Source organism: Pedobacter africanus, from assembly GCF_900176535.1.
In the GTDB taxonomy this organism is placed as follows: domain Bacteria; phylum Bacteroidota; class Bacteroidia; order Sphingobacteriales; family Sphingobacteriaceae; genus Pedobacter; species Pedobacter africanus.
In genome coordinates this window covers 1,722,804-1,749,543 of sequence record NZ_FWXT01000001.1, presented here as the reverse complement: position 1 = coordinate 1,749,543, position 26,740 = coordinate 1,722,804, and the positions used below count along the sequence as shown (strand labels likewise).

24 protein-coding genes and 1 tRNA gene are annotated in these 26,740 nt (G+C 43.0%); 17 read left to right on the top strand and 8 right to left on the bottom strand.

The features are described from left to right. Nucleotides 1-15: 15 nt before the first annotated feature. Nucleotides 16-978, top strand: coding sequence for an acetyl-CoA carboxylase carboxyltransferase subunit alpha (locus B9A91_RS07360; protein WP_084237714.1), 963 nt, complete (start codon nucleotides 16-18; stop codon nucleotides 976-978). A gap of 357 nt (nucleotides 979-1,335) precedes the next feature. Here the strand turns inward: B9A91_RS07360 and B9A91_RS07355 are convergent, their stop codons facing one another. Then, a complete protein-coding gene (locus tag B9A91_RS07355) occupies nucleotides 1,336-4,362 on the bottom strand; it encodes a glycosyltransferase family 117 protein (protein ID WP_084237713.1) in 3,027 nt (1,008 codons plus the stop codon). A gap of 273 nt (nucleotides 4,363-4,635) precedes the next feature. Here B9A91_RS07355 and B9A91_RS24095 point away from each other — a divergent pair, with 273 nt between their 5' ends. The 5 genes from B9A91_RS24095 (at nucleotide 4,636) to pth (ending at nucleotide 7,182) form a co-directional block, all read left to right on the top strand. Continuing rightward, complete coding sequence (locus tag B9A91_RS24095; RefSeq protein WP_159451661.1) at nucleotides 4,636-4,797, top strand: hypothetical protein; 162 nt, start codon at nucleotides 4,636-4,638, stop codon at nucleotides 4,795-4,797. Beyond that, nucleotides 4,791-4,861, top strand: a tRNA-Gln gene (locus B9A91_RS07350). The genes B9A91_RS24095 and B9A91_RS07350 overlap by 7 nt, the downstream gene beginning before the upstream one ends. A 71-nt stretch (nucleotides 4,862-4,932) precedes the next feature. After that, nucleotides 4,933-5,874, top strand: a complete 942-nt coding sequence (locus B9A91_RS07345) for a ribose-phosphate pyrophosphokinase (RefSeq protein WP_084237712.1) — start codon at nucleotides 4,933-4,935, stop codon at nucleotides 5,872-5,874. Nucleotides 5,875-5,904: 30 nt separating this feature from the next. Beyond that, nucleotides 5,905-6,483, top strand: a complete 579-nt coding sequence (locus tag B9A91_RS07340) for a 50S ribosomal protein L25/general stress protein Ctc (RefSeq protein ID WP_084237711.1) — start codon at nucleotides 5,905-5,907, stop codon at nucleotides 6,481-6,483. A 138-nt stretch (nucleotides 6,484-6,621) separates the two neighbouring features. Then, entirely contained in the window at nucleotides 6,622-7,182 is a 561-nt protein-coding gene (gene pth, locus B9A91_RS07335) for an aminoacyl-tRNA hydrolase (protein ID WP_084237710.1), read from the top strand. Here pth and B9A91_RS07330 read toward each other — a convergent pair. From B9A91_RS07330 to B9A91_RS07310, 5 genes are all read right to left on the bottom strand, one after another. Next, a complete protein-coding gene (locus B9A91_RS07330) occupies nucleotides 7,172-8,758 on the bottom strand; it encodes a response regulator (protein WP_084237709.1) in 1,587 nt (528 codons plus the stop codon). The genes pth and B9A91_RS07330 overlap by 11 nt on opposite strands. A 29-nt stretch (nucleotides 8,759-8,787) precedes the next feature. Then, a complete protein-coding gene (locus B9A91_RS07325; protein WP_200815611.1) occupies nucleotides 8,788-9,612 on the bottom strand; it encodes a CheR family methyltransferase in 825 nt (274 codons plus the stop codon). Nucleotide 9,613: 1 nt separating this feature from the next. After that, a complete protein-coding gene (locus tag B9A91_RS07320; protein WP_084237708.1) occupies nucleotides 9,614-13,102 on the bottom strand; it encodes a hybrid sensor histidine kinase/response regulator in 3,489 nt (1,162 codons plus the stop codon). Between the two features lie 99 nt (nucleotides 13,103-13,201). Next, entirely contained in the window at nucleotides 13,202-13,888 is a 687-nt protein-coding gene (locus tag B9A91_RS07315) for a LytR/AlgR family response regulator transcription factor (RefSeq protein ID WP_084237707.1), read from the bottom strand. Nucleotides 13,889-13,896: 8 nt separating this feature from the next. Beyond that, nucleotides 13,897-15,312, bottom strand: a complete 1,416-nt coding sequence (locus B9A91_RS07310; RefSeq protein WP_084237706.1) for a sensor histidine kinase — start codon at nucleotides 15,310-15,312, stop codon at nucleotides 13,897-13,899. Nucleotides 15,313-15,443: 131 nt separating this feature from the next. Here B9A91_RS07310 and B9A91_RS07305 point away from each other — a divergent pair, with 131 nt between their 5' ends. From B9A91_RS07305 to B9A91_RS07295, 3 genes are all read left to right on the top strand, one after another. Then, nucleotides 15,444-15,791: an arsenate reductase gene (locus tag B9A91_RS07305; RefSeq protein ID WP_084237705.1), complete on the top strand. Its 348-nt coding sequence runs from the start codon at nucleotides 15,444-15,446 to the stop codon at nucleotides 15,789-15,791. A 101-nt stretch (nucleotides 15,792-15,892) separates the two neighbouring features. Further along, nucleotides 15,893-16,630, top strand: coding sequence for a carboxypeptidase-like regulatory domain-containing protein (locus tag B9A91_RS07300; protein WP_084237704.1), 738 nt, complete (start codon nucleotides 15,893-15,895; stop codon nucleotides 16,628-16,630). Nucleotides 16,631-16,698: 68 nt separating this feature from the next. Further along, nucleotides 16,699-18,663, top strand: coding sequence for a M1 family metallopeptidase (locus B9A91_RS07295; protein ID WP_084237703.1), 1,965 nt, complete (start codon nucleotides 16,699-16,701; stop codon nucleotides 18,661-18,663). A gap of 330 nt (nucleotides 18,664-18,993) precedes the next feature. Here B9A91_RS07295 and B9A91_RS07290 read toward each other — a convergent pair whose 3' ends face one another. Further along, nucleotides 18,994-19,629, bottom strand: a complete 636-nt coding sequence (locus B9A91_RS07290) for a hypothetical protein (RefSeq protein ID WP_084239618.1) — start codon at nucleotides 19,627-19,629, stop codon at nucleotides 18,994-18,996. Nucleotides 19,630-19,720: 91 nt separating this feature from the next. Between B9A91_RS07290 and B9A91_RS07285 the strand changes: the two genes are divergently transcribed. From B9A91_RS07285 to rpsJ, 6 genes are all read left to right on the top strand, one after another. Continuing rightward, entirely contained in the window at nucleotides 19,721-19,942 is a 222-nt protein-coding gene (locus B9A91_RS07285) for a VF530 family protein (protein WP_084237702.1), read from the top strand. Nucleotides 19,943-19,967: 25 nt separating this feature from the next. Next, on the top strand, nucleotides 19,968-21,095 hold the full coding sequence (locus B9A91_RS07280; protein WP_084237701.1) for an acyloxyacyl hydrolase: 1,128 nt from the start codon (nucleotides 19,968-19,970) through the stop codon (nucleotides 21,093-21,095). 133 nt (nucleotides 21,096-21,228) lie between these two features. Beyond that, nucleotides 21,229-21,642, top strand: a complete 414-nt coding sequence (gene rpsL, locus B9A91_RS07275; RefSeq protein ID WP_010599925.1) for a 30S ribosomal protein S12 — start codon at nucleotides 21,229-21,231, stop codon at nucleotides 21,640-21,642. 16 nt (nucleotides 21,643-21,658) lie between these two features. After that, entirely contained in the window at nucleotides 21,659-22,126 is a 468-nt protein-coding gene (gene rpsG / locus B9A91_RS07270) for a 30S ribosomal protein S7 (protein ID WP_084237700.1), read from the top strand. Nucleotides 22,127-22,143: 17 nt separating this feature from the next. After that, entirely contained in the window at nucleotides 22,144-24,258 is a 2,115-nt protein-coding gene (fusA, locus tag B9A91_RS07265) for an elongation factor G (protein ID WP_084237699.1), read from the top strand. A gap of 65 nt (nucleotides 24,259-24,323) precedes the next feature. Further along, on the top strand, nucleotides 24,324-24,629 hold the full coding sequence (rpsJ, locus tag B9A91_RS07260) for a 30S ribosomal protein S10 (RefSeq protein ID WP_084237698.1): 306 nt from the start codon (nucleotides 24,324-24,326) through the stop codon (nucleotides 24,627-24,629). A 72-nt stretch (nucleotides 24,630-24,701) separates the two neighbouring features. Here the strand turns inward: rpsJ and B9A91_RS07255 are convergent, their stop codons facing one another. Then, entirely contained in the window at nucleotides 24,702-25,307 is a 606-nt protein-coding gene (locus B9A91_RS07255; RefSeq protein WP_084237697.1) for a hypothetical protein, read from the bottom strand. An 88-nt stretch (nucleotides 25,308-25,395) separates the two neighbouring features. Here B9A91_RS07255 and B9A91_RS07250 point away from each other — a divergent pair, with 88 nt between their 5' ends. Both B9A91_RS07250 and B9A91_RS07245 read left to right on the top strand, forming a co-directional pair. Next, nucleotides 25,396-26,232: a sulfite exporter TauE/SafE family protein gene (locus B9A91_RS07250; RefSeq protein WP_084237696.1), complete on the top strand. Its 837-nt coding sequence runs from the start codon at nucleotides 25,396-25,398 to the stop codon at nucleotides 26,230-26,232. Then, on the top strand, nucleotides 26,229-26,624 hold the full coding sequence (locus tag B9A91_RS07245; protein WP_084237695.1) for a DUF1634 domain-containing protein: 396 nt from the start codon (nucleotides 26,229-26,231) through the stop codon (nucleotides 26,622-26,624). Before B9A91_RS07250 ends, B9A91_RS07245 begins: the two co-directional genes overlap by 4 nt. Nucleotides 26,625-26,740 lie beyond the last annotated feature (116 nt).

Genomic DNA, 26,740 nt, shown 5'->3' with positions numbered 1-26,740 from the left:
TTTTACAGCCCGATTATGGAACAGATAAAAACATCATTTGATTTTGAAAAGCCTATTGCTGAACTGGAACAGCAAATTGAAAAGGTGAAACAAGTTGCTGAAAAAACCAAAGTAGATATGTCTGCTACCTTAACAGAACTTGAAGAGAAGCTGGACAAAACCCAGCAAACCCTATACAGTAACCTTACCGGCTGGCAAAAAGTTCAGATGTCCCGCCACCCTGAACGTCCGCAAACCCTGGATTACATCAGCATGATCTGCGATGATTTCATTGAACTGCATGGCGACAGAACGGTAAAGGACGATAAGGCTATCATTGGCGGTTTTGCAACCATAGATGGTCAGACTGTGATGATCATTGGTCACCAGAAAGGTAAAAATACCAAGGAGCGGCAATACCGGAACTTTGGTATGGCCAATCCTGAAGGATATAGAAAGGCACTCCGTTTAATGCGCCTGGCCGAAAAATTCAACAAGCCCGTTATTTCTTTTATTGATACTATGGGAGCATACCCAGGCCTTGAAGCAGAAGAACGCGGACAGGGCGAGGCGATTGCCAGAAACTTACTGGAAATGTCAGTGTTGAAAGTTCCGATCTTATGTTTCATTGTTGGTGAAGGTGCATCAGGTGGTGCATTGGGCATTGGCATCGGAGATAAGGTTTATATGCTGGAACATACCTGGTATTCGGTAATCTCACCGGAATCCTGCTCTTCAATTTTATGGCGCAGCTGGGACTATAAAGAACGTGCCGCAGAGTGCCTGAAATTAACTTCCGAAGACATGTTTAAAAACAAACTGATCGACGGAATTATTAAAGAACCCCTGGGAGGTGCGCACCAGAATCCTGAACTGATGGGACAGACCCTAAAAAAACAGATCCTGGACGACCTGAAGGTGTTGAAGAAAGAAAAAACAGAAAAAATGGTTACTGCCAGGATCGACAAATTCTGTGCAATGGGCGTAGTGAACGAGTAGTAACTCGCATTCTGCTCTCCGGCTGCATAATTGCGCTGAAGAAGCGCAAAGACGCTATGCCGGTTCGCAGAAAACTCATTACTTCCAACAAAGCAGGGTGTTTAATCAGGTAATTCAATACTGGTCACAAAAGAACTATTACGTATAATATATAAACAATAAGAAAGGCCTGCAAATCGATTTGCAGGCCTTTCTTATTGTTTAGTACTGTCTTTTCTTGCTGTCTATCTGTTAGCAATAAAAGTACTGACGGTTGTTCTTTGGCAGAAAACGAGTATGCTGTGAACCGGCATAGCGTCTTTTGGCTTTTCTTCAAAGCCAAATTATGCAGCCGGAGAACAGCTTCGAGGTTTCCCCTTATTGCTGCGGGAAATACATGGTAAACCTGCCTTCCAGACCCTGAAACTGACGGTTCAGGTTTTCACTAAGCTTGGTCTGCTTGTATTGGGCAGTTGTTCTTGCCATCTGGTTCAGGAAGGATAAGCCCAATTGAACGTTCTGGCTGCCAATCAGGTTGCGTTTGCTTTCAGAAACATCTGCCAGGTAGGTCAGTTCTTTCTGGATATAGGCCGCTGATTTTTCAATCAAGTCATTTGCCCTTTGGTTCTCATTGAGCAGATAAAGGTTTTCGGCCAGGAAGTAAGCACCCATCATAGAACGCATGCCATAGAATTTCTCCGGCATTACTTCATAATAACGGTTTACTACTTTTTTAGCATCTGCAGTCCTGCCTTCTTTGATCAGACCGGAGATGGTATTGTTAAATACATTGGTGAAGATGGAAATGTCGTCGGAGGATTGAGGGTCAAGATATTTTGCGTTTTTAATATTGCCCCACACAAATTTATACATAACATTCTTATAGAGTACCGGTGTATTGATCAGCTCTGTTCGGTTTGCCGTGGTATCCGGCTTCAATGGCAGCAGGCGTAGGGCCAGACCTTCATTGTACAGGTAATTGTCGAGACCATTGTACTGATCTGAAGGAACAGTGCTGGCAAAATAAACAGGTCTTTTCCAGTCGTTATGTACCAATATATCAAACATAGCCAATGTACCCTTGGTCACATAGTTTTTGTTGAAGGTCCAGTCCATCACTGCTGCAATCTTGCTTGAATCTGCAGCAGGCACCACACCATTTTTTAATACATCGGCACGGTTTACCGTAAGTTTAAAGTGTTTTGTGGGAATGAAGTTCTCTCTGCTGCCATCCTGCAACGGCAGTTTGTCTTCGGCATTGTCAGATAACAATATATCTACGATGTCTTTCAGTTCTACCGATCCGGCAATGTTTGCGTCCTGATAGTACATCACATCTCTTACGCCCTGTACATATTGGGAAGGTTTCATCGAAAGGGGCAGTGGGGCAGATTCGTTTTGTTTACGTTTCATGCCATTGATGTACCAGTCGGTATCAAATAAACTTAAGTTTACTAACCTGATGTCCGGACGGATATTTTCTACTTCCTGAGCATACCATAAAGGGTAAGTGTCGTTGTCTCCATAAGTAAACAGGATCGCATTTGGGGCACAGGATTGCAGGTAGTCGACGGCGATATCGTGTGCGACCATCTTGGTCGAACGGTCGTGATCGTCCCAACCCTGGGCCGCCATAAGCACCGGGGCTGCAAACAGACCGGTTGCTGTAGCCAGGATGGCGCCGTTTACAGGTGTAAGTTTTTTAAACAGCCACTCCCTGATGGCGAGCACACCAAGTCCTATCCATATGGCAAAGGCATAGAAGGAGCCCGCATAAGCATAATCCCTTTCCCTTGGCTCCATTGGTTTCTGGTTCAGGTAAAGCACAATGGCCAGGCCGGTAAAGAAAAACAGCAGGGCCACGATGCCCGCATCTTTCTGGTTGCGCTGGAACTGCCATATGGCACCTATTAAGCCCAATATCAAGGGTAAAAAGAAGAAGCGGTTGTAAGAATTGCTGTCTACTATAGAAGGTGGAAGGTTTTTCTGGTTGCCCAGCATCATGGCGTCGATAGGTTTTATCCCGCTCAGCCATTGGCCTTCATACAGGCTGCCTTGTCCCTGATCGTCGTTCTGCCGGCCTACAAAGTTCCACATAAAGTAGCGCATGTACATCTGGCCTACCTGATATTTGAACAGGAAGCCAATGTTATCGATGAGGTTCGGGAAATGACTTTCATCAAAGCCCATCAAATCCCTGTAATAACCAATATGTCGCTCATCATCGCTATACATCCTTGGGAATGGTGTTGTTCTGTCATACTCGTAATCGGTTTTTTTACCGGCTACTTCATATTTTTCATCACCTTTTCTATAAAGGGTTTTGCCCTGTTTAAGGTTAACTTTCTGCGAGTTGTAGTTTGGCCCGAAAAGCAGTGGCCTGTCGCCATATTGTTCCCTGTTCAGGTAGCTCAGGAAAGAGAAGGCATTATCAGGGTCGCTGTTGTTCAGGTTCGGATCGGCCTTGGCGCGGATAATGATCATTGCAAAGGAGCAGTAGCCAAAAATGATCAGTACGGTAGAAAGAAGTGCGATGTTCAATACTCTTTTCTGGTGTTTGATAGAATAACGTATGCCCCATGCCAGTCCGCCGATTAGTAAGATAGCAAACACAATTACGCCGGTTCCAAAGCCCATCCCTAATGTGTTTACAAAGAAAAGATCGAAATAGGCACCAAATGATACCAGGTATTGAATGATCCCATACTGGATCACCGCAAGGATAAGCACACCTATGAAACCGGCTTTGATGATCCCACTGGTTGTGGTTTTTTGCGTCTTTTTAAAATAATAAACAAAAGCAATTGCCGGGATGGTCAGCAAATTCAATAAGTGGATACCTATGGACAGGCCCATGATATAGGCGATGAACAGCAGCCAGCGATCAGCACCCGGTTCATCTGCATGCGCTTCCCATTTTAATATGGCCCAGAAAACGATGGCGGTGAATAAAGACGATAAAGCGTATACTTCAGATTCAACGGCCGAGAACCAGAAACTGTCTGAAAAGGTATAGGCCAATGCACCTACGATTCCGGCACCCATAATAGAGATGAGGGTAGCTTTGCTGATTTCCTCATTTTCTTTTACCAGGATCTTTTTGGCAAGAGCAGTAATGGTCCAGCACAAAAAGAGGATGGTAGCAGCGCTGGCAATGGCCGAGCCGACGTTCATGAAATAGGCTATTTTTTGTACATCACCAAAGGCGAATAAAGAAAAGAACCTCTGGATCATCAGGAACAGCGGAGCCCCGGGCTGGTGAACGACCTGCATTTTATAGGCCGAAGCAATGAACTCACCACAATCCCAAAAACTAACGGAAGGTTCCAATGTTAAAATATAAGTTACAGCGGCTACAAGAAAGCAAAACCAACCGGTAAGATTATTAATTTTTGAATAATTCATTTCTTTATTGAATAGTTAATATGTTATTGAGGCGATTAAAATGCAGCCGAAAATAAAGAATAAGATTGAGAATAGCACAAAGTAAAGCGGAGTTTAACATTTTTATTTAGGCCAGGCTGCACCTTTAGTCGGCCCTGGTTATTCGCCGGTTCTGCCTTTCTTCGGGAAAAAGGTACTTTTAGGAGCAAAGTCGGTATTATCTCCGAGGAAAGGCATAATGAGCCATATGGTTGAGTCAACTTTCCTGGTTATTTAAATATTTACATTATTTACATGGCTAATCAAATTGCTCATTTTGAATATTTTCTGTTTGGGGAACATAAAAATGATAAAATAATTTTATTTTTTTTGAATGCTGCTCTTGCAAAAATGAAAAATCTGCGTACATTTGCATTCCATTTCGAAGCAAGCCTTTTAAAATGGAAGATTGCCTGATAGTATAATGGTAGTACGACGGTTTTTGGTACCGTTTGTCTAGGTTCGAATCCTGGTCGGGCAACTAACAATATTCGGATTGTGGGTTTTATTCACAATCCGATTTTTTTTAACCAGCATTGATATACCTTAATCATGCCATTGCAATTTAACCCAGTTAAGCTTTTTGCCGGATCAGGTACAAAAGAATTAGCAAAAAGAATTGCCGAGCAATACGGCAAAGCGCTAGGCGATGTAACTTTAAATAAGTTTAGCGATGGTGAGTTTCAGCCTTCTTATGATGAAACGGTACGTGGTTGTGATGTTTTCCTGATCCAGTCTACCTATCAGCCTTCTGATAACCTGATGGAATTGCTCCTGATGATTGATGCCGCAAAACGGGCTTCTGCGCATTACATTACTGCAGTTGTACCTTATTACGGACTGGCAAGACAGGATAGAAAGGATAAGCCAAGGGTTGCCATAGGTGCGAAACTGGTAGCTAACCTGCTGAAATCAGCTGGTATCCATAGGATCATGACCATGGACCTCCACGCTGCACAGATACAGGGCTTCTTTGATATCCCTGTTGATCACCTGGACGGATCGGTAATTTTTGTGCCTTACATCAAAAGCCTTGGACTGGAGAACCTGACGATCGCTTCGCCTGATATGGGCGGTTCCTACAGGGCACGTACTTTCGCGAAGTTCTTTAATGCAGAGGTGGTCATCTGCGACAAGCGCAGGAAGCGCGCCAATGAAATCGAATCGATGTCGATCATCGGTGATGTGGTTGGACAGGATATTGTGCTGATTGATGACATTTGTGATACTGCCGGGACACTGGCCAAAGCTGCTGCATTGATTATGGAAAAAGGTGCGAAAAGTGTGAGGGCCGTTTGCACGCATCCGGTATTGTCTGGAAAGGCTTACGAAACCATTGAAAATTCAATGCTGACAGAACTGATCGTAACGGATACGATTCCGTTGAAACAGGAGAGTTCAAAAATAAGGGTACTGAGTACAGCCCCTTTGTTTGCAAAAGCAATTGCCAATGTAAACGAACACGGGTCTATCAGCGACCTTTTTAGAGTTTAAGAATAATTAGATAAATTAAATAAATAGAAAATGAAAACAATCGCAATTAGCGGTTCTCCAAGAGAGAACGTAGGGAAACGCGATGCTAAAGAGCTTCGCTACGAAGGTAAAGTTCCTGCAGTATTGTATGGTGGTAAAGAACAAGTTCACTTTGCTGCTGTTATCGCCGATCTAAGGGATGCTATTTACACTCCTGAAGCGAACTTTGTAGAAATTGAAATCAATGGCACCAAAACCAAAGCCATCATTAAAGATTTGCAATTTCACCCATTAACAGACGTGTTGTTACACGTAGATTTTCTGCAGCTGTTTGACGACAAACAGATCCTGATGGAAATCCCGGTTAAATTAACCGGCACTTCTCCAGGTGTTAAAATGGGGGGTAAACTGGTTCAGAAATTACGTAAACTTCGTGTTAAAGCATTCCCTAAAGATATGCCTCAGACTGTTGAAGTGAGCATTGCCAAACTGGAAGTTGGTAACTTATTCCGTGTACGTGATCTTGAAAAAGGTAACTACATTGTAACCAACACAGGTGAAGATACCATCGTTTCTGTAGCAATGTCAAGAGCTTTAAAACAAGCTGAACAAGAAGCGAACAAGAAATAATTGATTTCTTTTGAAAGCAGAAGCAGCACCATTACCGGTGCTGCTTTTTTTATGGATGGGTTTTGAACCATTACCTGTATGGTATAAACTATTATCTTTGCAGGTAATGAACAGGACTGCTGATTGTATAATTTATAGATGAAGTACTTAATAGTTGGTTTAGGAAATATTGGTCCTGAGTATGCGGATACCCGCCATAACATTGGTTTTATGATTGCCGATGAACTGGCCAGGCAGCTGGAAGGCACATTCACGAATACGCGCCTGGCCTATCATGCCGAACTTGGTTTTAAAGGGAGGAAGCTGCATGTGATTAAGCCCACCACTTATATGAACCTGAGCGGTAAGGCCGTGAATTACTGGATGCAGGAACTGCGTATTCCTCTGGAAAATGTGCTGGTAATTGTAGATGACCTGGCTTTGCCTTTAGGTAAACTCCGACTGAAGCTACAAGGCAGCAGTGCAGGACATAATGGTTTAAAAAGCATTGAAGGGCTTTGCGGCGGACAGGCTTATCCGCGTCTGCGGTTTGGGATCAGTGATAACTTTCCCAAAGGCAGGCAGGCAGACTATGTGCTTGCGCCATTCGACGATGATGAACTTCCGGAGTTACCGGCACTGATCGATAAGAGTACGGAGCTGATCAAAAGCTTTGTAACGATTGGCCCAGCAAAAACAATGACGGCTTTTAACCAGTAGTATATTCCTGGATTTTCTTATAAAGTGTAGCCGGTTCAAATGGCTTGCTGATGACATCATTGGCCCCGGCAGCGATTGCCGTTTCTTTGTCTGTGTCGAGCACGGCAGCAGAGAAGGTAATTATAGGGATATTTTCTTTTCCAGGAGCATAACCCTCGCGGATCAGTTTGATGGCCTCCAGGCCGTTCATTACCGGCATAAAAGTATCCATTAAAATCAAGTCGTAGTCGTTTTCTTTCAGTTTGTCTAATGCTTCCTGTCCGTTTTCAACCACATCCAGTTGAACCTGCCAGCCCTGCAGGATTTTGATGATTAGAAATTTATTGATCGGGTTATCTTCCGCAACCAAAATTTTTAGATTGCTAAATGGCATAAGTTTTTCTTCTGTTGATTTTTTAGGCGTATTGGCTTCCTTCAGTACTTCGTACCAATTGGTAAAGCTAAAAGTACTTCCTTTGAACTCCTCACTTTGAACTTCCAGTATCCCCCCTTTAAGTTTTGCAAGGTTTTTTACAATGGATAACCCAAGTCCGGTGCCCCCAAATTTGATGGTGGTCTGTTCATCGGCCTGCTCAAAGGTTTCAAATATTTTTTCAATATTTTCTTCAGCTATCCCAATACCGGTATCTGTTACTGAAAACCTGATCTGAAGGTTATTTCCTTTATGGTTCAGTATTTCTACTTTTAACGTTACGCTGCCTTCGTGGGTAAACTTAATGGCATTGCCGATCAGGTTCATCAGGATTTGATTTAAACGCAGGGAATCTGCCAGGATCATTTTTGGCAATTCGGGATCGAGCTCTAAATTAAGTGCCAGCTTTTTCTCTAAAGATGGGATGCGGAGCAGGTCCACCACAGCTACGCATATTTTGACAATATCTGTAGCCGCCCTGTTGATCTTAAACTTGCCCGATTCTATTTTGGAAAGATCCAGTACATCATTGATTACGCCCAGCAAAGAGTTGGAGGAGATTTCCAAGAGGTTTACCATCTCTCTTTGCTCATCACTCAGCTCTGTTTTTTTAAGGAGTTGCGCAATGCCTATGATCCCGTTGATTGGGGTGCGGATTTCATGGCTCATATTAGCCAGGAAATTGTCTTTTATCCGCTTTCCCTGTTCTGCAAGTTCTTTGGCTTTGATCAGTTCTTTTTGATAGGCTTCAAGCTCTCTGTTTTTGTTCTTTATTTCTCTCTGGTTTCTGACAAACTGGATAAAGGAATCTACCTTTGCAGAAGTCACAAAAGGATCCAGGGGTTTGTACAGATAGTCGACCGCACCGGTATTTAATCCTTTAACTGCATATTTGGTTTCTTTAGATATGGCAGTAACAAATATGATGAGGATTTCTTTTGTCCTGGGGTTGCTTTTTAAGATCTCTACAAGTTCAAAACCGTCCATTTCAGGCATCTGAACATCAATCATGGCAATGGCAATGTCCATTTCCCAAGATAACCTCAGGGCTTCATTGGGATTGGTGGTACTGATGATATTGATGTCGTTTCGCTGCAGAAGTGCTTCCAGGGCAATAATATTTTCAGGTCGGTCATCAACAATTAGGATGTTAATTTTTTCCATGTGTGCTGGGTTATTGGGGCATTTAGGCCCTATGCTATCTTTTGGTAAATGTTATTTTTTTTATCTATTATTTTAAAACGCCCCAACTCTGTGCTTCTTAATGTTTCTTTTGAACCTAAACATAAAAAGCCAAAATTGGCCAAGCTATTATAAAATAATTCGATCACTCTTTTTTGTAATTCCACATTAAAATAGATGAGTACATTTCTGCAGGAAATGACCTGAAATTCATTGAATACGCCATCCGAGGCTAGGTTATGAACAGAAAAAAGTATATTTTTTTTTAAAGAGTGATTGATGGATGCTGCATCATACTTTGCGGTATAATAGTTGGACAGCGTATGGGTTGTCCCTATTTTCTGTAAGTTCTCCGAATACTGCTTCATTTTTTGCAGGTTATAAATCCCCGTTTTTGCCTGTTCCAATACATCTACATTGATGTCTGTACCATAAAAAAAACAACGTTCGTAGAGCTGTTCCTGTGCAAACAGGATTGCAAAAGAATAGAGCTCTTCGCCTGTTGAGCAACCTGCATTCCACACTTTAATGCGCTGATAAGATTTTAAGTAGGGGATGATGTTGTCGCGTAATGATTTGTAAAACAAGGGGTCGCGGAACATCTCGGTGACATTTACAGTGACCTCAATCAAAAATGATTCAAAGTAATCGTGGTCGTTGGTTAACAATGTGCGGAGGTCGAACAGGTTTAGCCGTTGCAGGTGCATGATCCGGGTAACCCGCCTTTTTAAAGAGGCAGCAGAGTAACCCGAAAAATCAAAGCCATGGATATTCCTGATCAGGCTAATGAGATTGCCCAGTTCTTCATAGGTGATGATGTCAGTTTCTTTATGCATATCAGCTTAGCCAGACTCTTAACATTGAAAGCAGCTTGTCCATATCAACAGGTTTGGAAATATAATCGTTTGCACCGGCCTCAATACACTTTTCCTTATCGTTTTTCATGGCCTTTGCTGTTAACGCAATAATGGGCAGTTTAGCATATTCTTTTTTAGCACGGATTGCCCGCATCGCTTCATACCCATCCATTTCAGGCATCATAATGTCCATAAGCACCAGGTCGATGTTTTCCTGTTCTTCCAGTCGCGTGATGGCTTCCCGACCGTTGTTGGCGATCACAATTTTCAAATCGTAGGCCTGAAGGGCACTTGACAAGGCAAATATGTTGCGCATGTCGTCATCGGTGATCAGAATGGTTTTATCTTTGAGCACCTTTTCCATTGTAGAGGAACCTTTAGGCTTAACGGACTTGCCAATAGTTGCTGAAGATGCCGGACTTTGCTGCTTAAGTTTGTTCATAAACAGGCTTACCTCATCTATTAGCCTGTCGTTCGATTTATTGGACTTGAGCACCATGGCTTCTGTATACTGCATGATGTGCGCCATTTTTTCCTGGTCAAGTTCCATTGCCGTATTGATAATTACAGGTACATGTGCAATTCGTGGCTGTGATTTGATCATGTCCAGCAGCTCAAAGCCTGAAATATCCGGCAATTTAAGGTCAAGGATGATGCAGTCAAATTCCTGTTCTTCGAGGAGTTTCAGTGCCTCTTTTCCGGTAAATGCCTGTTTTACATCAACGCCCTTTTCTGTTAGCTGCTGTGTGAGTAACTTGCTGTGAAGTTCCTGGTCTTCAATAACAAGCACTTTGCTCAGGTTATACTTCAGGTGGGCTGCACTTAACAGTTCAAATGCTTCGTCGAGCTGCTCCTTTTCAATCGGTTTTTTCAGGAAACCGATGGCACCTTCTTTTTTTGCTTTTCCTTCCTTTTCGTTTCCTGCAGACATCATATGGACCGGGATATTTTTGGTTCTCGGATCGGCCTTTAATTTTTTGAGGATGGTCCAGCCGTCAACCACAGGCAGCATGATATCGAGTACAATGGCATCGGGTAGCTCGGAAAAAGCCATCTCCAGCGCTACATCACCACTGTGGGCAAGAATAGGACTAAAGCCTTTTTCTATGGCATAATCGTTCAGCACATCCGCAAAGGCAAGATCGTCCTCAACAATAAGTAATCTCTGGATGTTCGTATGGCTGTGTGGTGTTTGTATGGGTTCTGGGGCAGGAACCGGGAATATTACAGCAGTTTCCTCAGTCTCATAGCTGTTTTCCTCATTTTCAGTTGCCGCAGAGTGGTTTTTGGGTACAAAAAGCGTAAAGATACTGCCTTCTCCCTGTTTGCTACTCACCTGGATTTCCCCACCCAGGATGTGTGCCAGTTCTTTACTGATGGAAAGACCAAGTCCTGTACCCCCATATTTCCGGCTGGTTGAGCCATCTGCCTGTTGAAAGGCTTCAAATATCAGCTTTTGTTTGTCTTCCGGAATTCCAATTCCGGAGTCTTTGACCCTGATCGCAATGATTTCGTCTGTACTGCTTTGCAACTGGCTGGAGTAAAACGGTGTCTGTGGCTTAGCCATGCCGATCTCCAATGTAATTTCACCATGCTCCGGCGTAAACTTAAAGGCATTGGACAAAAGGTTCTTTACGATTTGTTCCAGCCGTGCCTGGTCAGTAAACAGTTCCTTTGGTAATTCGCTGCCAAGAATGCTGCGGAAAGTAATTTTTTTGCTCCTGGCCAGTTCAGTAAATAAGGCCTCCATATTTTGTTTTATGGCGGCAGGTTTCACAGGAAGTATGGAAAGATCGAGTTTACCGGACTCAATTTTAGAAAGGTCAAGAATGTCGTTGATCAGCGTCAGCAAGTCTGTGCCAGCATTGTGTATTACCCCGGCATATTTGATCTGGTCTTCATTCAGATTTTCAGGTCTGTTCTCTTTCAATATTCTGGCCAGGATGAGGATGCTGTTCAGCGGGGTCCTCAATTCATGGCTCATGTTGGCCAGGAATTCAGATTTATACTTGCTGGATATTTCCAGTTCTTCGGCCTTGAGGCTCATGGCCTCTTTGGCCTGGTTAATGGCAATGTTACGTTCTTCGAGCTGTTGTGCTTTTTCTTCCAGTTCTGCATTGGTCTGGCGGAGTTCCTCTTGCTGTACCCGCAGTTCTTCTTCAGAAGCCTGAAGCTGCTCCGATTTGTAGATCAGCTCTTCGTTGGTAGTACGGAGTTCTTCCTGCTGGCTTTCCAGTTCTTCTGCCTGTTGCTGGGTTTCTTCAAACAGATCCCTGAGCTTGAGCCGGGCTATGGTACTGTTGATGGCTACCCCAATGCTCTCGGATACGGTTTGAAGGAACAGGGAAGTGATGTCGTCAGGGTTCCGGGTTAATCCGATTTCTATGACGGCAATGGTTGCCCCTTCAAATAAAACCGGGAACAGGTACACAGATTTGGGAAGGGTCTGACCCAGGCCCGAACTGATGGTCATATAATCTGCAGGAAGATCGGTGAGTATTTTTTCTTTTTTTTCTGCGGCGGTTTGTCCAACCATGCCTTCGCCAAAAGCGTAGCTTTCTATTACACTTTTTTTGGGGCTGTAGGCATAACCTCCGGTTAGCTGCAGTGTTTGTTTATTTTCATTGCTCAGAAACAGGGCGCCTACCGGCGCTTTCAGGTAGTTACAGATTTCCGTAATGATTTTTACGGAAAGCTCTTTCATTTCCTGTTCGCCACGCATGGCTTCATTAATCAGGGCTGCACCGGAAAGAAGCCAGTTTTTTTGCTCGTTTTCTTCAGACAACTGTGCAAGCTGGGCATTGTTGTTCCTGATCTGCACCTCTGTTTCTTTTTGCTGGTCGAATGTTCTTCTGATGTAGGTGAACAAAAAGAGGATGAGGCAGAAGATGATCAATGCACTTCCGATAACAATGGCAACTGTCCTGTCTTTGCTCTTGTCTGTGGCCAGGATCCGCTTTTTGAGCAGTGTTCGTTCCCCAAAAATCATTTTTTCGCTATATTTGGATAAATTTTCCCGAATTGTCCTGATCTTATCTGTCTGCATCAGCGCGATTGCGGCTTCTTTTCCGGAAGCATTGTTGGCGTGCAGGATTTCTTTCAGCGAATTTACCCTTTTTGTGAGATAAGATTCGAGGCTGTCGGCATGACGCAATTGTAAGGGATTATCACTAACTAGCGTTTTGAGATCGTGAATGCTGTTTTGAACCTGGTCTATATTGGCCGTATAAAGGGGAAGGTACTTTTGGCTCTGGGTAAGGACAAAGCCCCTGAGCCCGCTTTCTGCGCTGACAATCTGTTGATCAATTTTTTGGGTCAGGATGATGATTTCGTAGGTATGGTTTTCCCAATCAGAATCTTCATTAAAGGAATCGATACTTTGATACGAAGTAATTGCAGAGATCATGACAAACAATAAGGAAATCGCAAAACCTGTGAGTACCTGTTGTTTAAAAGTTAGCTTAAACATGTTATGAGTTAATAATTAAGATCAATTTCTTGTTATGGCTAACAATATTAATCATAATATTTAATTAGCGGGTCGCAGGTAGATAAATTGTGGAAGAATTTAGCATAAATTATTCAAAGATTGAGCATAAGTAGCGCCTATAGGAATGACCTGTTCGCCAATCCATATCTGGAAGCGATCGAATTTGCTGATCTTTTCTTTTGCTACGATAAAAGCCCGGTGGGTGCGGATGAATTTTTCTGCGGGCAGCAGCAGGAGCATTTCATTTAACGGTACCCTTGTACTAAGTAATTTATCATTTTCGAGATTGATCTGTGTGTAATTGCCTGCCGCCTCTATGTACCTGATGTCACTGATCTGAACTTTTATTTGCTCATAACCATCTTTAATAAAAATAGAGAGAGGTTCTGTTGAGGCAGGTGTATGGTTTCTGAACTTGTAGAGTTCCTGAGCCTTGTTGCAGGCTTTTAAGAAACGGGGCAGGGAAAAGGGCTTTAATAAATAATCTATCGCATCGAGCTCAAAACTTTTTACGGCATGTTCTGAATAGGCCGTCGTAAATATGACCAGGGGCGGGTTGCTGAGGCTTTTTAAAAAGTCTATCCCACTGATGTCTGGCATTTTTATATCCAGAAAAATGAGGTCTGTTTTGTTGTGTTGCAGAAAGGCAATTGCATCAAATGCATTTGTGAAAGTGGCTTTCAGTTCAATAAAAGGAACCTTGGATGCATGCGACTGCACTACATCCAGGGCTATGGGTTCATCGTCTATTGCTATTGCAATCATTTTTAAAATTAATCATTTTCCCTCAACTGCAGGGTCAGGTGAATGAAAAACTCCTTGGCACTTTCGCGGATGATCAGTTCATGACGGCCAGGGTACAACAAAGCCAGACGTTGTTTTACGTTTTGTAAGCCAATGCCGCCATGCTGTTTTTCGGGGTCGCTTTCGTTTTTCTGGTGAATGCTGTTATGGACATCGAAATACAGGGTGTTGTTTTTTGTTTGAAGTGTAATTTTGATGTGTGAGGGATATTTTAAACTGATGCCATGTTTAAATGCATTTTCAACAAAGGGAATGAGCAGCATGGGCGCAATGGCAAGGTCGTCTGGTTGCTCTTCTTCAATCTGTGTTTGTATCACGATTTCGGGCGAGGTCGAGGTTCTTAGTTTTTGCAGGGCGATGTAGTTGTTCAGGTAGTCTACATCTTTTGACAAAAGAATTTTATCTTCTACGTTTTCCTGGAGCATGAAACGCATCATATCACCCAGTTTCTGAATGCCTTCTCCTGTCCGCTCGGCTTTTTCCTGCAGCGCAGTGCCGTAGAGGGTATTCAGCGCATTGAAAAGGAAGTGCGGGTTAATCTGTGATTTTAAGAAATTAAGATTAGCGTCTGATTTGCCAAGCTCCGTTTTCAGAGCATAGATTTCCTGGTCTTTTTTGTTGTTCCTGGCTTTGTAAATGTTCCAGGCAAACAACGGGACAACGATAAACTGTGCAATTGAATTTATGGCTGTAGAGAAACCAAGGACGTTATCGTGATCATGCGTATTGCTAAAGAAAAGCAGGGATGTCAGTACAATCAGCAGGCTTGATAGCGATGTCAATAAGAAAATGACGCCGATATATGTCAACTTGGGACGTTTTCTTTTTATAATAAGAGGCAGTTGTATGTATACCAGGTAGATGTAGCTAAAAATGGCCAGTGGGCTAACAAAAGTAAAGATGGCTACAATAAACGGATGGGCATTTAAAATCAGAGCGCAAGCATGAAGTAACATGGACCAGGCAACCAGAAGTGTGGCTTCGGAATATACTTTGTTAGGCATGTTTTGCTTGTACCTTGTAAAATAGATAACCATCAACTTTATGGAAAGCAGGATAATGAAATATTTGCTGATAAAGCCGGCAAGAAAACAAATGTGGATGAGCAGATATATAAAGAAGACAGCAGTTGAAATTTTTTCATCTGATTTTTCAAATTCCTTTTGTACATATAGGGCTAACAGTAAATAAAATACTGTGGTGACCAGGTGACTGAATAAGGTGTAGGTCCATATGGTATCGTTAAAGATAGTCCTGATATCGAAAGCGCTTCCCAATCCGCCAAGCGCGGCCAGGTTTTGCAGGAGAGAGAATAGGCAGGAGATCGCGATGAATGAGGTTACAATCCAAAGCTCTATTTTTGTGGTCTCTTTTAATTTGATCATTGGGTTTAATTTTAAGTCGACAAGCGACGTGATGATTTATGCCACAATACTACAAAGTATGAAGTGTTCAAAATTTAAAATGTGATGAAACCCCGAAAAAAAGTGATGAATTAAATCTTAGTTTTGCAAACATGATCGTATACGGAATACCCAATTGTAATACAGTAAAAAAAGCCAGGACCTGGCTGGAAGAAAATGGCTTTAATGCAGAGTTTCATGATTTCAAAAAGAAAGGCATTACGCCCGAAAAACTGAACGAGTGGTGTAATGTTTTTGGCTGGGAGCAGGTGCTGAACAAAAAAGGAACCACCTGGAGGGCTTTAAGTCTGGAAGTGCAGCAAAGGGTAGCCGATCAGAAAAACGCGGTGGAGGTTTTACTTCAGCATACCAGTGCCATTAAACGTCCGGTTATAGAGGTCGACGGAAAACCGGTACTTATCAGTTTTAACGAAGCGCAGTATGCTGCGGTATTGAAATAGTTTGCTGAATGACAGGGTGTTTGTAAAGTTTAACAGGAAACCTTTCTTGTTAATTTATGTTAAATTATATATTTAACTCATGAACACCCTTACATTTGGTTATGCTTAAACATCTGTTGCTGTTCCTGCTCATTGCCGCACCTTTTGCGCTGCTGGCCCAGAATTCGGTTTCGGGAACGGTGTACGATTTTGATAACAAAACTTTCCCCTTGCAGAATGTTAAGGTAAAAAACCTGAGCAACAACCAACTTACGCTGACCAAAGCTGCCGGTCAGTTCTCGATCTCTGCCCGGGTAGGCGATTTGCTGGAGTTTTCTATGATGGGGTACCATACTGATACGCTATATTTAATTAATCTCCTGCCAAAAACCGTATACCTGCCTGGAAATTCAACGGCTTTAAAAGAAGTAGAGGTAGTTGGCGTGAGAATTAATCCTTCAATTTTAGGGCCTGATCCGCAGGCAAGGGCCTACAAACGTTTTACACCCGAGGGATTGCAGGGTAAAGGCAATAACGACCGGGCTGGTGGATTGCTCTTTAACCTTGGCTATGGTAAATACAAGCGGCAGCAGGAAAAAATAAGGCAACTGGAAGAACGTGACCGTTACCAGAATGAGATCAATACCATTTTTACCGAGGAATATGTTGCTGACCTGGTTAAATTAAAGGGACAGGACCTGAAGGACTTTATGTCTATGTACCGTCCACCGGAAGAGCTGGTAAAGAGCGAAAGGCCTTTTAATTATGCGATGTATACGATCAAGGCCTATCATACCTGGTTAAAGCTTCCTCCTGAGCAAAGGAGGAACCCACCCATGCCGGTTTTAAAGGTTAACTAATAAAACCGTTACAATACACCTGTATAATAATTCATTTGATATCTTTAGTGGAAAACCAATACTTTCATATGATTCATAAACCAACTCTCACCTGGGTATTGCTGTGCTTTTTAAGTTTAAGGGTGCTGGCGCAGGAAAATACTGCTGTAAGTAATTACGACCCTCATGCGGCGTTCAGCCCTTTGTTTTACACTCAGAACGGAAACGAATACCGGTCGGCAAGTGGTGCCCCTGGACCAAAATACTGGCAGAACCGGGCAGATTATAACATTACCGCCAATCTGGATGAAGCAAAAAATACCGTTTCCGGTACAGTAAACATTACTTATAAGAACAATAGCCCCGACCGGCTGCCATTTTTATGGCTGCAGCTGGACCAGAACCTGTTTGCGCCCGATTCACGCGGCAATTCCCTGATCGCTTCCGGAAGCCGTTATGGTTCAAGGGGCGAACAATTAAAAGGTGGTTATAAGATCGATGGAATCGAAGTAGCCCAAAAAATGAAACCGGTAAGGTTCAGTACCCTAACTGAGGATACCCGGATGCAGATCAGGCTGGCAGTTCCTATGGAGGCAAATGGTGATGTGATCAGTATAAAAATGAATTTTTCCTTTGTGATCCCGGCCAATGGATCGGACAGGATGGGGCATCTGGCCACAAAGAATGGTGAAATCTTTACCATAGCGCAGTGGTTCCCAAGGATGAGCGTGTATGACGATATATTGGGCTGGAATACCCTGCCATATTGGGGAGCGGGAGAATTTTACTGTGAATATGGCGATGTGGATTTTTCGGTGACTGCTCCTGCCAGTCATATCGTAATGGGCTCAGGGGAATTGCTGAACCCACAGGAAGTTTTTACTGCGGAACAGCTGAAGCGCTGGAATGCGGCAAAGCTAAGCGATAAAACCATCGCCATACGATCGGAAGCGGAAGTGACAGATCCTAAATCCCGTCCGGCCAAAGATAAACTGACCTGGAAGTTCAGGATAAAAAACACCCGGGATGTGGCCTGGGGCTCTTCCAAGGCTTTTGTGCTGGATGCTGCCCGCATCAACCTGCCCAGTGGTAAAAAGGCGCTTGCCGTTTCGGCACATCCTGTAGAAAGTAACGGTCAGGATAGCTACGGGCGTGGAGTAGAGTATGTAAAAGGATCGGTGGAACACTATTCGGATAAATGGTTTGAATACCCTTATCCGATGGCGGTGAATGTTGCCTGCAATGTTGGGGGGATGGAATATCCGGGGATCGTATTTTGTGGCTGGAGGGCTAAAAAGGGAGCTGCATGGGGGGTAATTGACCATGAATTTGGCCATACCTGGTTCCCGATGATTGTGGGCAGCAACGAACGTAAGTTCGGCTGGATGGACGAAGGCTTCAATACCTTTATCAATGGGATATCTTCTGCCGTCTTTAACAATGGGGAATATAAACAGGAGCCTGCTGATATGCACAATATTGCCAGAAGCATTTCAAGGCCAGAGGTAGAATCGATTATGCTGAGTCCGGATGCCATGAAAGAGGCAAACATCGGCTTAAACCTATATTATAAACCAGGCTGGGGACTGGACATCCTGAGAGATCAGGTGCTTGGCGCTGATCGCTTTGACTATGCTTTCAGGAATTACATTGCCCAGTGGGCTTATAAACATCCAAGTCCTTTTGATTTTTTCCGTTCCATGGAAAATGCTGCGGGTGAAGATCTTTGCTGGTTCTGGAGGGGCTGGTTTTTAGAGAACTGGAAAATGGACCAGGCTATTGCTGATGTGAAGGAGGTCAAAAAAGATGGTGTCTTAGCCGGATACAATATTGTAGTGGCCAACCTGGAGAAGATGCCGATGCCGGTTATACTGCAGGTTAAAACCAAAAGCGGAAAAACAGAAAGAGTTAAGTTAGGCGTAGATATATGGATGAGGAATAAAACCTGGACCGTTTATTACCCGACTACTGAAGAGGTGGTTGCTGTAGTGCTGGATCCGGATAAGGTTTTGCCGGATGTAAATGAGGGGAACAACAGCTGGGGTCAAAAATAACCGTTCTCTTCTGAGGCTGTATAATTTTATTTTTTTCTATAGAAAAAATAAAAAGACGCTATGCCTCTTCAGAGAAGGTAATTTTTGTGTGAAGTAAGGGAGGAGACTCAGCTGACTTGTAAACGTATTTCAGTATAGGACAACTTTAGTTGTTCCAGTATTTCTGGTGTATTATAGGTTACTTGCTTCGGGCTTGGGTCGACGTTAACAGGGGGTTGGTTCGGCATTTACCGAACCAACCCCCTGTTAACGTCGACTGCGCTTCATCTGAAGCATGAAGCAGCAAAAGAGTAATATTGGAGTACAATTGAAAGAATATTACTGCAGCGCTTATTTTTGAAACTTCTCTTTCAGTTTCTGCAAATCAACCGACGGCTGAGGTTCGTCCAGGCGGATGAGCCAGCCCTTTTGTTTGAGCAGGGCAATTTCTTCTTTGGCTACAGAAAGGTCTTTGCCTTTAATGCTCCTGTGAAAAATAATGGGCGATTTGGGTTCAACGTTTGCCTTGGTACTGCTTAGTATTTCCAACCTGAATTCGGGCCAGATCTGAATGTCGCCCAGTTGGGCGGAATATATCCTTTTTGTGGTATTCGGGTCAATAATGCCTGTAAATTCTCCTTTGAAGGTACCCTGTTTTGCTGTTGTAAAAGCCGCCAACAGCTGATAGGAACTTTCATTAACCAGGTGGAAATGGGCTACAGAGCTGCTGTGCTGGTCGGCCACCAGGGCAAGATAAATTCCATCCTTTTTAAATTCTGCTTCCGGTACTGTGACCGGAGATTTGGAGGGGATGAGTTCTTCGCCGGGGATGTCGCCATGCACCAATGTTACCTTATTGGCCAGGACAGGGATTTCAAAATCATTGGAATCGGTTACGCCAATGGTGTCCTTGTCGATCATGCGGGTGATATATCCTTCGATGTTCTCGTCTACGAAACGAACAAAATCGCCTAGTTTTAAATTCATATGCTTAAATGTTTTATGCGCTGCCATAGCGCGGGTACCGGAATTGATGAGGCCCGTATGCAAATCTAGTTATTCTTGTTATTTTTGCACTATGGCAGAAAAAGAACAGGCAAATAATCCGCTCCATGGCAAAACACTGGAGTTTATATTGAAGCAGCTGGTATGGCACTATGGCTGGGAGGAATTGGGGCAGCAGGTACGCATTGCCTGTTTCAACAACAACCCAACCATGAATTCGAGCCTGAAGTTTTTGCGTAAGACCGATTGGGCACGTAAGAAAGTGGAGCGGCTATACCTGAATACATTTCACTAAAAACGATTGAGCAAGCAAACTTACAATGAGCATCCCAAAGCCAGTTAAATCTTATTCCCTTATTTTCTTTTTAAATTTAATATTTGCCGCAGCTAATCTGCATGCGCAGGAAATGCAGGATACCCGGAACAGTATAGAGTTTGCCCCGCAGGTATCATTAGGGGTATTTACCGCGCAGAACAAATTAAGTAGTGTGGCTTATGGGGGGGAACTCATTTATCATATGAGCACTACTGCAAATCCAAGGCCATGGATGAAAATGCTGAACCTGAAGAGCCTGGACCTTGTATTTAATTACAAGAACATGAGCGATATTGTTATGGAGTCTGATCCGCGGCCGGATAGATTTGGTGATTCCTACGCGCTGATAGCTGCACTTAATTTTTCGCTCCTGAAATGTAAAAATACAGAACTGTTTGTGACCCCCGGCCTGGGAATGGGCTATCTGGGTGAAACCTGGTTTACGAATGAGAATGTGCTGGTGGGCAGTCACCTTAATTTTTCTTCGCGGATTGCACTGAAGCTGGCGACCAAAATCGGGCCTTCTACGCGGTTGTCGGCCGGGCTGGATATCCTCCATTTTTCCAATGGGGGTACACGGGTGCCCAATAACGGGATGAATATCAGTAGTGTTAGTCTGGGATTGATACAATCTTTAAAAACAAAATCCGCGGCAGATACTTCTTCCTGGAGAAAGCCTATGGATTACAAAAAGCACAGCATAGATATTGGCGTGAATATAGGGCGCCGCGGCGTTTACAGGAGTAAAGATGGCCTGTACAAAACAGGTTTATATGCAGGATACAATTACCGCTTGAACAGGGTGCTGGGCTTTGGGGCCGGCTTGGACGCGGTATATTACCATACCATTTATGATCCTTTAAGAAATACAGAAACCTATCAGTCTAAAGCCAGTTCGTTTGACAGGTGGCGGGTAGGTTTGGCGATTGGACCGGATTTATGGATGGGACGAATGGCGATGAGTGTAAAATATGGCTATTACCTGCATTATAACAGTTTAATGAACATCAAGACTTATTGGACACCGGGACTGAAGTACAATGTGCTGGACTGGGCAGCTGTGCAGGCTAAAATATATATACATGAAACAGAAGCCGATTTTGTAGGGTTTGGCTTTATTTTTACGCCTTAGCTTTATGCTGTTTGTCTTTAAGGGATTAATTTTCTGTTAACCCCTTGATTTATAAAATGTATTGTCTTACCTTTGCAGTCCCTTATTGAGGGGTATAGTTTTTAAACATAAATAAAAAAGTAAAAAAGGAACAATGCCAACCATTCAACAATTAGTTAGAAAAGGTAGAGTAGCACTGGAGTTCAAGAGTAAGTCTCCGGCGTTGGACAGCTGTCCACAGCGAAGAGGTGTATGTACACGTGTATATACCACTACCCCTAAAAAACCAAACTCAGCAATGCGTAAAGTAGCGCGTGTACGTTTAACCAATGGTAAAGAGGTTAATGCTTACATCCCTGGAGAAGGTCACAACTTACAGGAGCACTCGATCGTATTGATCCGTGGTGGTCGTGTTAAAGATTTACCAGGTGTACGTTATCACATCATCCGTGGGGCACTGGATACTTCAGGTGTTGCGGGTCGTAACCAACGTCGTTCGAAATATGGTACTAAGCGCCCTAAACCAGGACAAGCAGCAGCGGCTCCTGCAAAAGGTAAAAAGAAATAATTAGGAGGAAAGAAAAATGAGAAAGTCAAAACCAAAAAAGAGAATTATCCTTCCTGATCCAAAATTTAACGACGTTCAGGTAACAAGGTTTGTAAACAATATGATGTTCGATGGAAAAAAATCTATCGCATATTCTATTTTTTACGATGCTGTTGAACTTGCTGAGAAAAAAGCAGGTGAAAATGGTTTGGAAGTATGGAAACGTGCTTTAGCCAACGTAATGCCAGCTGTTGAGGTAAAATCACGCCGTGTAGGTGGTGCAAACTTCCAGGTTCCTACTGAGGTAAGACCTGACCGTAAGATTGCATTGGGTATGAAATGGTTAATTTCATACGCACGTAAACGTGGTGAAAAAACAATGAAAGAGAAATTAGCAGGTGAAATCGTTTCAGCAGCTAAAGGTGAAGGTGCAGCGGTTAAGAAAAAAGAAGATACGCATAAAATGGCTGAGGCCAATAAAGCGTTCTCTCATTTCCGTTTCTAATCATATAGAATCATAAAATGTCAAGAGATTTAAAATTTACAAGAAATATTGGTATTGCTGCGCACATTGATGCTGGTAAAACTACAACTACCGAGCGTATTCTTTATTACGCAGGTGTAAACCATAAAATTGGTGAGGTACACGAAGGTGCATCTACAATGGACTGGATGGTACAGGAAGCAGAACGCGGAATAACCATTACCTCTGCTGCTACTACCGTTTTCTGGCCATACCGTGGTAATAAATACCAGGTAAACGTTATTGATACTCCGGGACACGTGGATTTTACCGTAGAGGTAAACCGTTCGTTACGTGTATTGGACGGATTGGTATTTTTGTTTTCAGCTGTTGACGGTGTTGAGCCTCAATCTGAAACCAACTGGCGTTTAGCGAACAATTACGCGGTTCCACGTATCGGTTTCGTAAACAAAATGGACCGTTCAGGAGCCGATTTCTTAAAAGTTGTTAAACAGGTTAAAGACATGCTGGGCAGTCACGCTGTTCCATTGCAATTGCCAATCGGTGCTGAAGATAGCTTCAAAGGTGTGGTTGACCTGATCAACAACCGTGGTATTGTTTGGAACGAGCACGATAAAGGTATGACCTTTACTGAGGTTCCGATTCCTGATGATATGCTGGATGAAGTTGCACAATGGAGAGAGAACTTACTGGAAGCAGTAGCTGACTATGATGAGTCGTTAATGGAGAAATTCTTTGACGATCCTAACTCCATCACTGAGCGTGAAATCCTTGATGCATTGCGTAAAGCTACTTTGGACGCAAAAATTGTTCCTATGGTTTGCGGTTCATCTTTCAAAAACAAAGGTGTTCAGACCATGCTTGACCTGGTAATGGAATTGCTGCCTTCGCCGATGGATGTGGAAGGAATTACTGGTACCAACCCGAACACAGGAGAAGAAGTAGTGCGTAAACCGGATGTAACTGAGCCTTTCTCGGCGCTTGCATTTAAAATTGCAACCGATCCTTTCGTTGGTCGTTTGTGCTTTATCCGTGTTTATTCAGGTAACCTGGAAGCTGGTTCATATGTATACAATGCACGTTCTGAAAACAAAGAACGTATTTCACGTATCTTCCAGATGCACGCCAACAAGCAAAATCCGATCCCTAACGTAGGTGCCGGTGATATTGCTGCGGTTGTAGGATTTAAAGACATCAAAACAGGGGATACCCTTTGTGATGAGAAAAATCCGATCATTCTTGAATCCATGAATTTCCCTGATCCGGTTATCGGTTTGGCCATTGAGCCTAAGACTCAGGCTGACGTAGATAAATTAGGTATTGCTTTAGGTAAATTGGCCGAAGAGGATCCTACATTTAAAGTTCAAACAGACGAAGAAACAGGTCAGACTGTGATTTCAGGTATGGGCGAGCTTCACCTGGACATCCTGATTGATCGCTTGAAACGTGAGTTTAAAGTAGAAGTAAACCAGGGAGCTCCTCAGGTTGCTTACAAAGAGGCAATTACAGGTTCTACCCAACACCGTGAGACCTATAAAAAACAAACTGGTGGTCGTGGTAAATTTGCTGATATCCAGGTAATCATTTCTCCTATTGATGCAGATTTCGAAAAAGGCGGATTGCAATTTGTGAATGAGATTGTGGGTGGTGCTATCCCTCGTGAGTTTATTCCTTCAGTGGAAAAAGGTTTTGCAGCTGCCATGTCTAACGGTGTTGTTGCAGGCTTCCCGCTTCCTGATATGAAAGTTCGTTTGATTGATGGTTCATTCCACGCAGTCGATTCGGATGCTTTATCTTTTGAGATTGCAGCACGTTCTGCTTTCCGTGAGGCTTTACCTAAATGTAAGCCAGTATTGATGGAGCCAATCATGAAAATTGAGGTACTGACCCCGGAAGAGAATATGGGTGATGTAATGGGAGACTTAAACCGTCGTCGTGGACAGCTGCAAGGTATGGACACCCGTAATGGTGCCCAGGTAATCAAAGCTTTGGTTCCACTTTCGGAGATGTTTGGTTATGTAACTCAGTTGCGTACCATTACTTCAGGGCGTGCAACTTCTACTATGGAATTTGATCACTACGAGCCAGCTCCTAGAAACGTTCAGGAAGAGGTGATTGCAAAATCAAAAGGAAAAGTTAAATCTTTAGATTAATTTTTAAAATAAACTGGCTGCCGGTTATTAATAGCTCTAACCGGCAGCTTTAATTCATAAATAACATGAGCCAAAGAATCAGAATCAAATTAAAATCTTACGATTATAATCTGGTAGATAAATCTGCAGAGAAAATCGTAAAAACTGTTAAACCTACGGGTGCAGTGGTTAGCGGACCGATTCCGTTGCCTACAGAAAAGAAAGTTTTCACTGTGTTGCGTTCACCACACGTGAACAAAAAAGCACGTGAGCAGTTTCAATTGTGTGCTTACAAACGTTTGTTAGATATTTATAGCTCTAACTCAAAAACAGTTGATGCTTTAATGAAACTTGAACTACCTAGCGGTGTTGAAGTGGAAATCAAAGTTTAACTATAACTGACAGTTAAAGGAAAAGCCTTTCTGAATTTTCAGAAAGGCTTTTTTACTGCTGGTTTCAGGAGTTTATCTTTTGCTCCTTAGCTCATCCAGTTTATTGCGTTCATCCTGAAGCTCGCGGGCAAGCTTTTTCTCTTTGTCGTTTGCCTTGGTCTTATAGTTCTGGTATTCCTGGGAAATCTCTTCGTATAAAGTGCTGCGGTACCGGGCTTCATGGATGTGTTTTGCTGACCGCAGAATCACAACGGCAAGTGCTGCTGCCAGTCCGATAATGAGACTCCATACAATTGTATTATAAGTGGATTTGGTAAAGGATATACCCAATACGCTGATCTCGTTTACTTTAGCATTTGTGCTGGCCAGTGAGCTTTCTTTACCACTGATCTGAGTTTTAAGCGCTGTAATATTTTGTTCTTGTTCCCTGATCTTTCTTGTGGCGTTTGCCAGCTGACGGCGGTCTGTAGCCAGTGTGTCCCTGACGTTTTGCCAGAAAGCGCTCATTCTGTTTGGGTTTACCAGTTTGTAGCCGTTTAAGGTTTTTGACTTTGAAAGCATGAGCTGGTATTGACCTTTTAGGCTGGGATCGGCCTTAGTGGTATCTGGTACTGACTGGCCCTGAGCATTGAAGCTAAGTATGAAAGCCGAAATAATTGGGAATAGAATTTTTTTCATCTTCAAATAAGGATATTGGTTTATGTCTAATTTAACAATGATATTTTAATTTTATTGTGTTCAGTTTGCAGATAGTATATTTGTAGCAATGTCGGTATTACTATTTACAATTATAGTTTTGGCTGGAGCTTTTTTGGCCGGACTGGTTGGCTCACTCACCGGATTGGGGGGTGGAGTGATCATTATTCCGCTGCTGACACTGGCATTGGGAGTTGACATACATTACGCAATAGGGGCTTCTATTATCTCTGTAATCGCGACATCCTCTGGATCTGCCGCTGCTTACGTAAAGGAGGGGATTACCAATATCCGTATAGGCATGTTCCTGGAAATTGCCACGACAATCAGTGCCATCATTGGTGCTGTCGTCACTGTTTATATCAACCCGGGTTACATTGCGGTTATTTTCGGACTGATCCTATTGTTTTCTGCTGCAATGATGGTAAGAAAGAAGGTGGACCGCTCCGATAATGATACTTCGGGAAAACTGGCGTTGTTTTTTAAGCTGAACGGTTCTTATCCGGTTGACGGCATGGTCAAAAAATATGCTGTCCATAATGTGGCCGGTGGTTTTTTTATGATGTTCATCGCCGGGATCATCTCTGGCTTGCTTGGAATTGGTTCGGGGGCTCTGAAGGTAATCGCGATGGACAACATCATGCGTATTCCTTTTAAGGTGTCTACTACGACCAGCAATTTTATGATGGGGGTAACTGCTGCTGCAAGTGCAATTGTTTACCTGCACCGGGGGCAGATTGATCCGGGGATTGCCATGCCGGTTACTGTAGGGGTGCTGCTGGGGGCTACTATAGGCTCCAAGATTCTGGTGAAAACCAAGACAGACAAACTGAAAGTTGTATTTGCCATTGTGGTTACTTTTCTGGCACTTCAAATGATTTATAATGGCTTATCGGGTAAGTTATGAGTAAAGGGGACAAAAATTTCTTTGCAGATAAAGACATCCAGGTAATACTGGGGACTTTGCTGCGCGTAGGGGTAATTTCAGCAATGAGTGTTGTGCTTGTTGGTGGATTTATCTATTTGTTTTTTAACTACAACGCAACTGTAGACTACGGTAATTTTGATGCAGGAAAGTCAGGATTGTCGTCCATTGCATCAATTCTTCATGGCTTAAAGACGATGGACGGGGCTGCAATTATACAGTTTGGTACAGTATTGTTGATCTTTACGCCGATTGCAAGGGTTGTTTTCTCCGTTTTCAGCTTCCTTATAGAGCGGGACTACTTGTATGTTCTGATTGGTTTATTTGTTTTATGCATCATTCTGTATAGTTTAAGTGATAAGCTGGTGGGCTAAAACTTGCTTTAACTGCATGCGGCACTGTCAAAACAAATTTTTAGTATTTATTTGAAAAAATAATTAGCTAACTATTTGAAAATTAAGATTTCTTTCCTATTTTTGCCGTCCCTTAA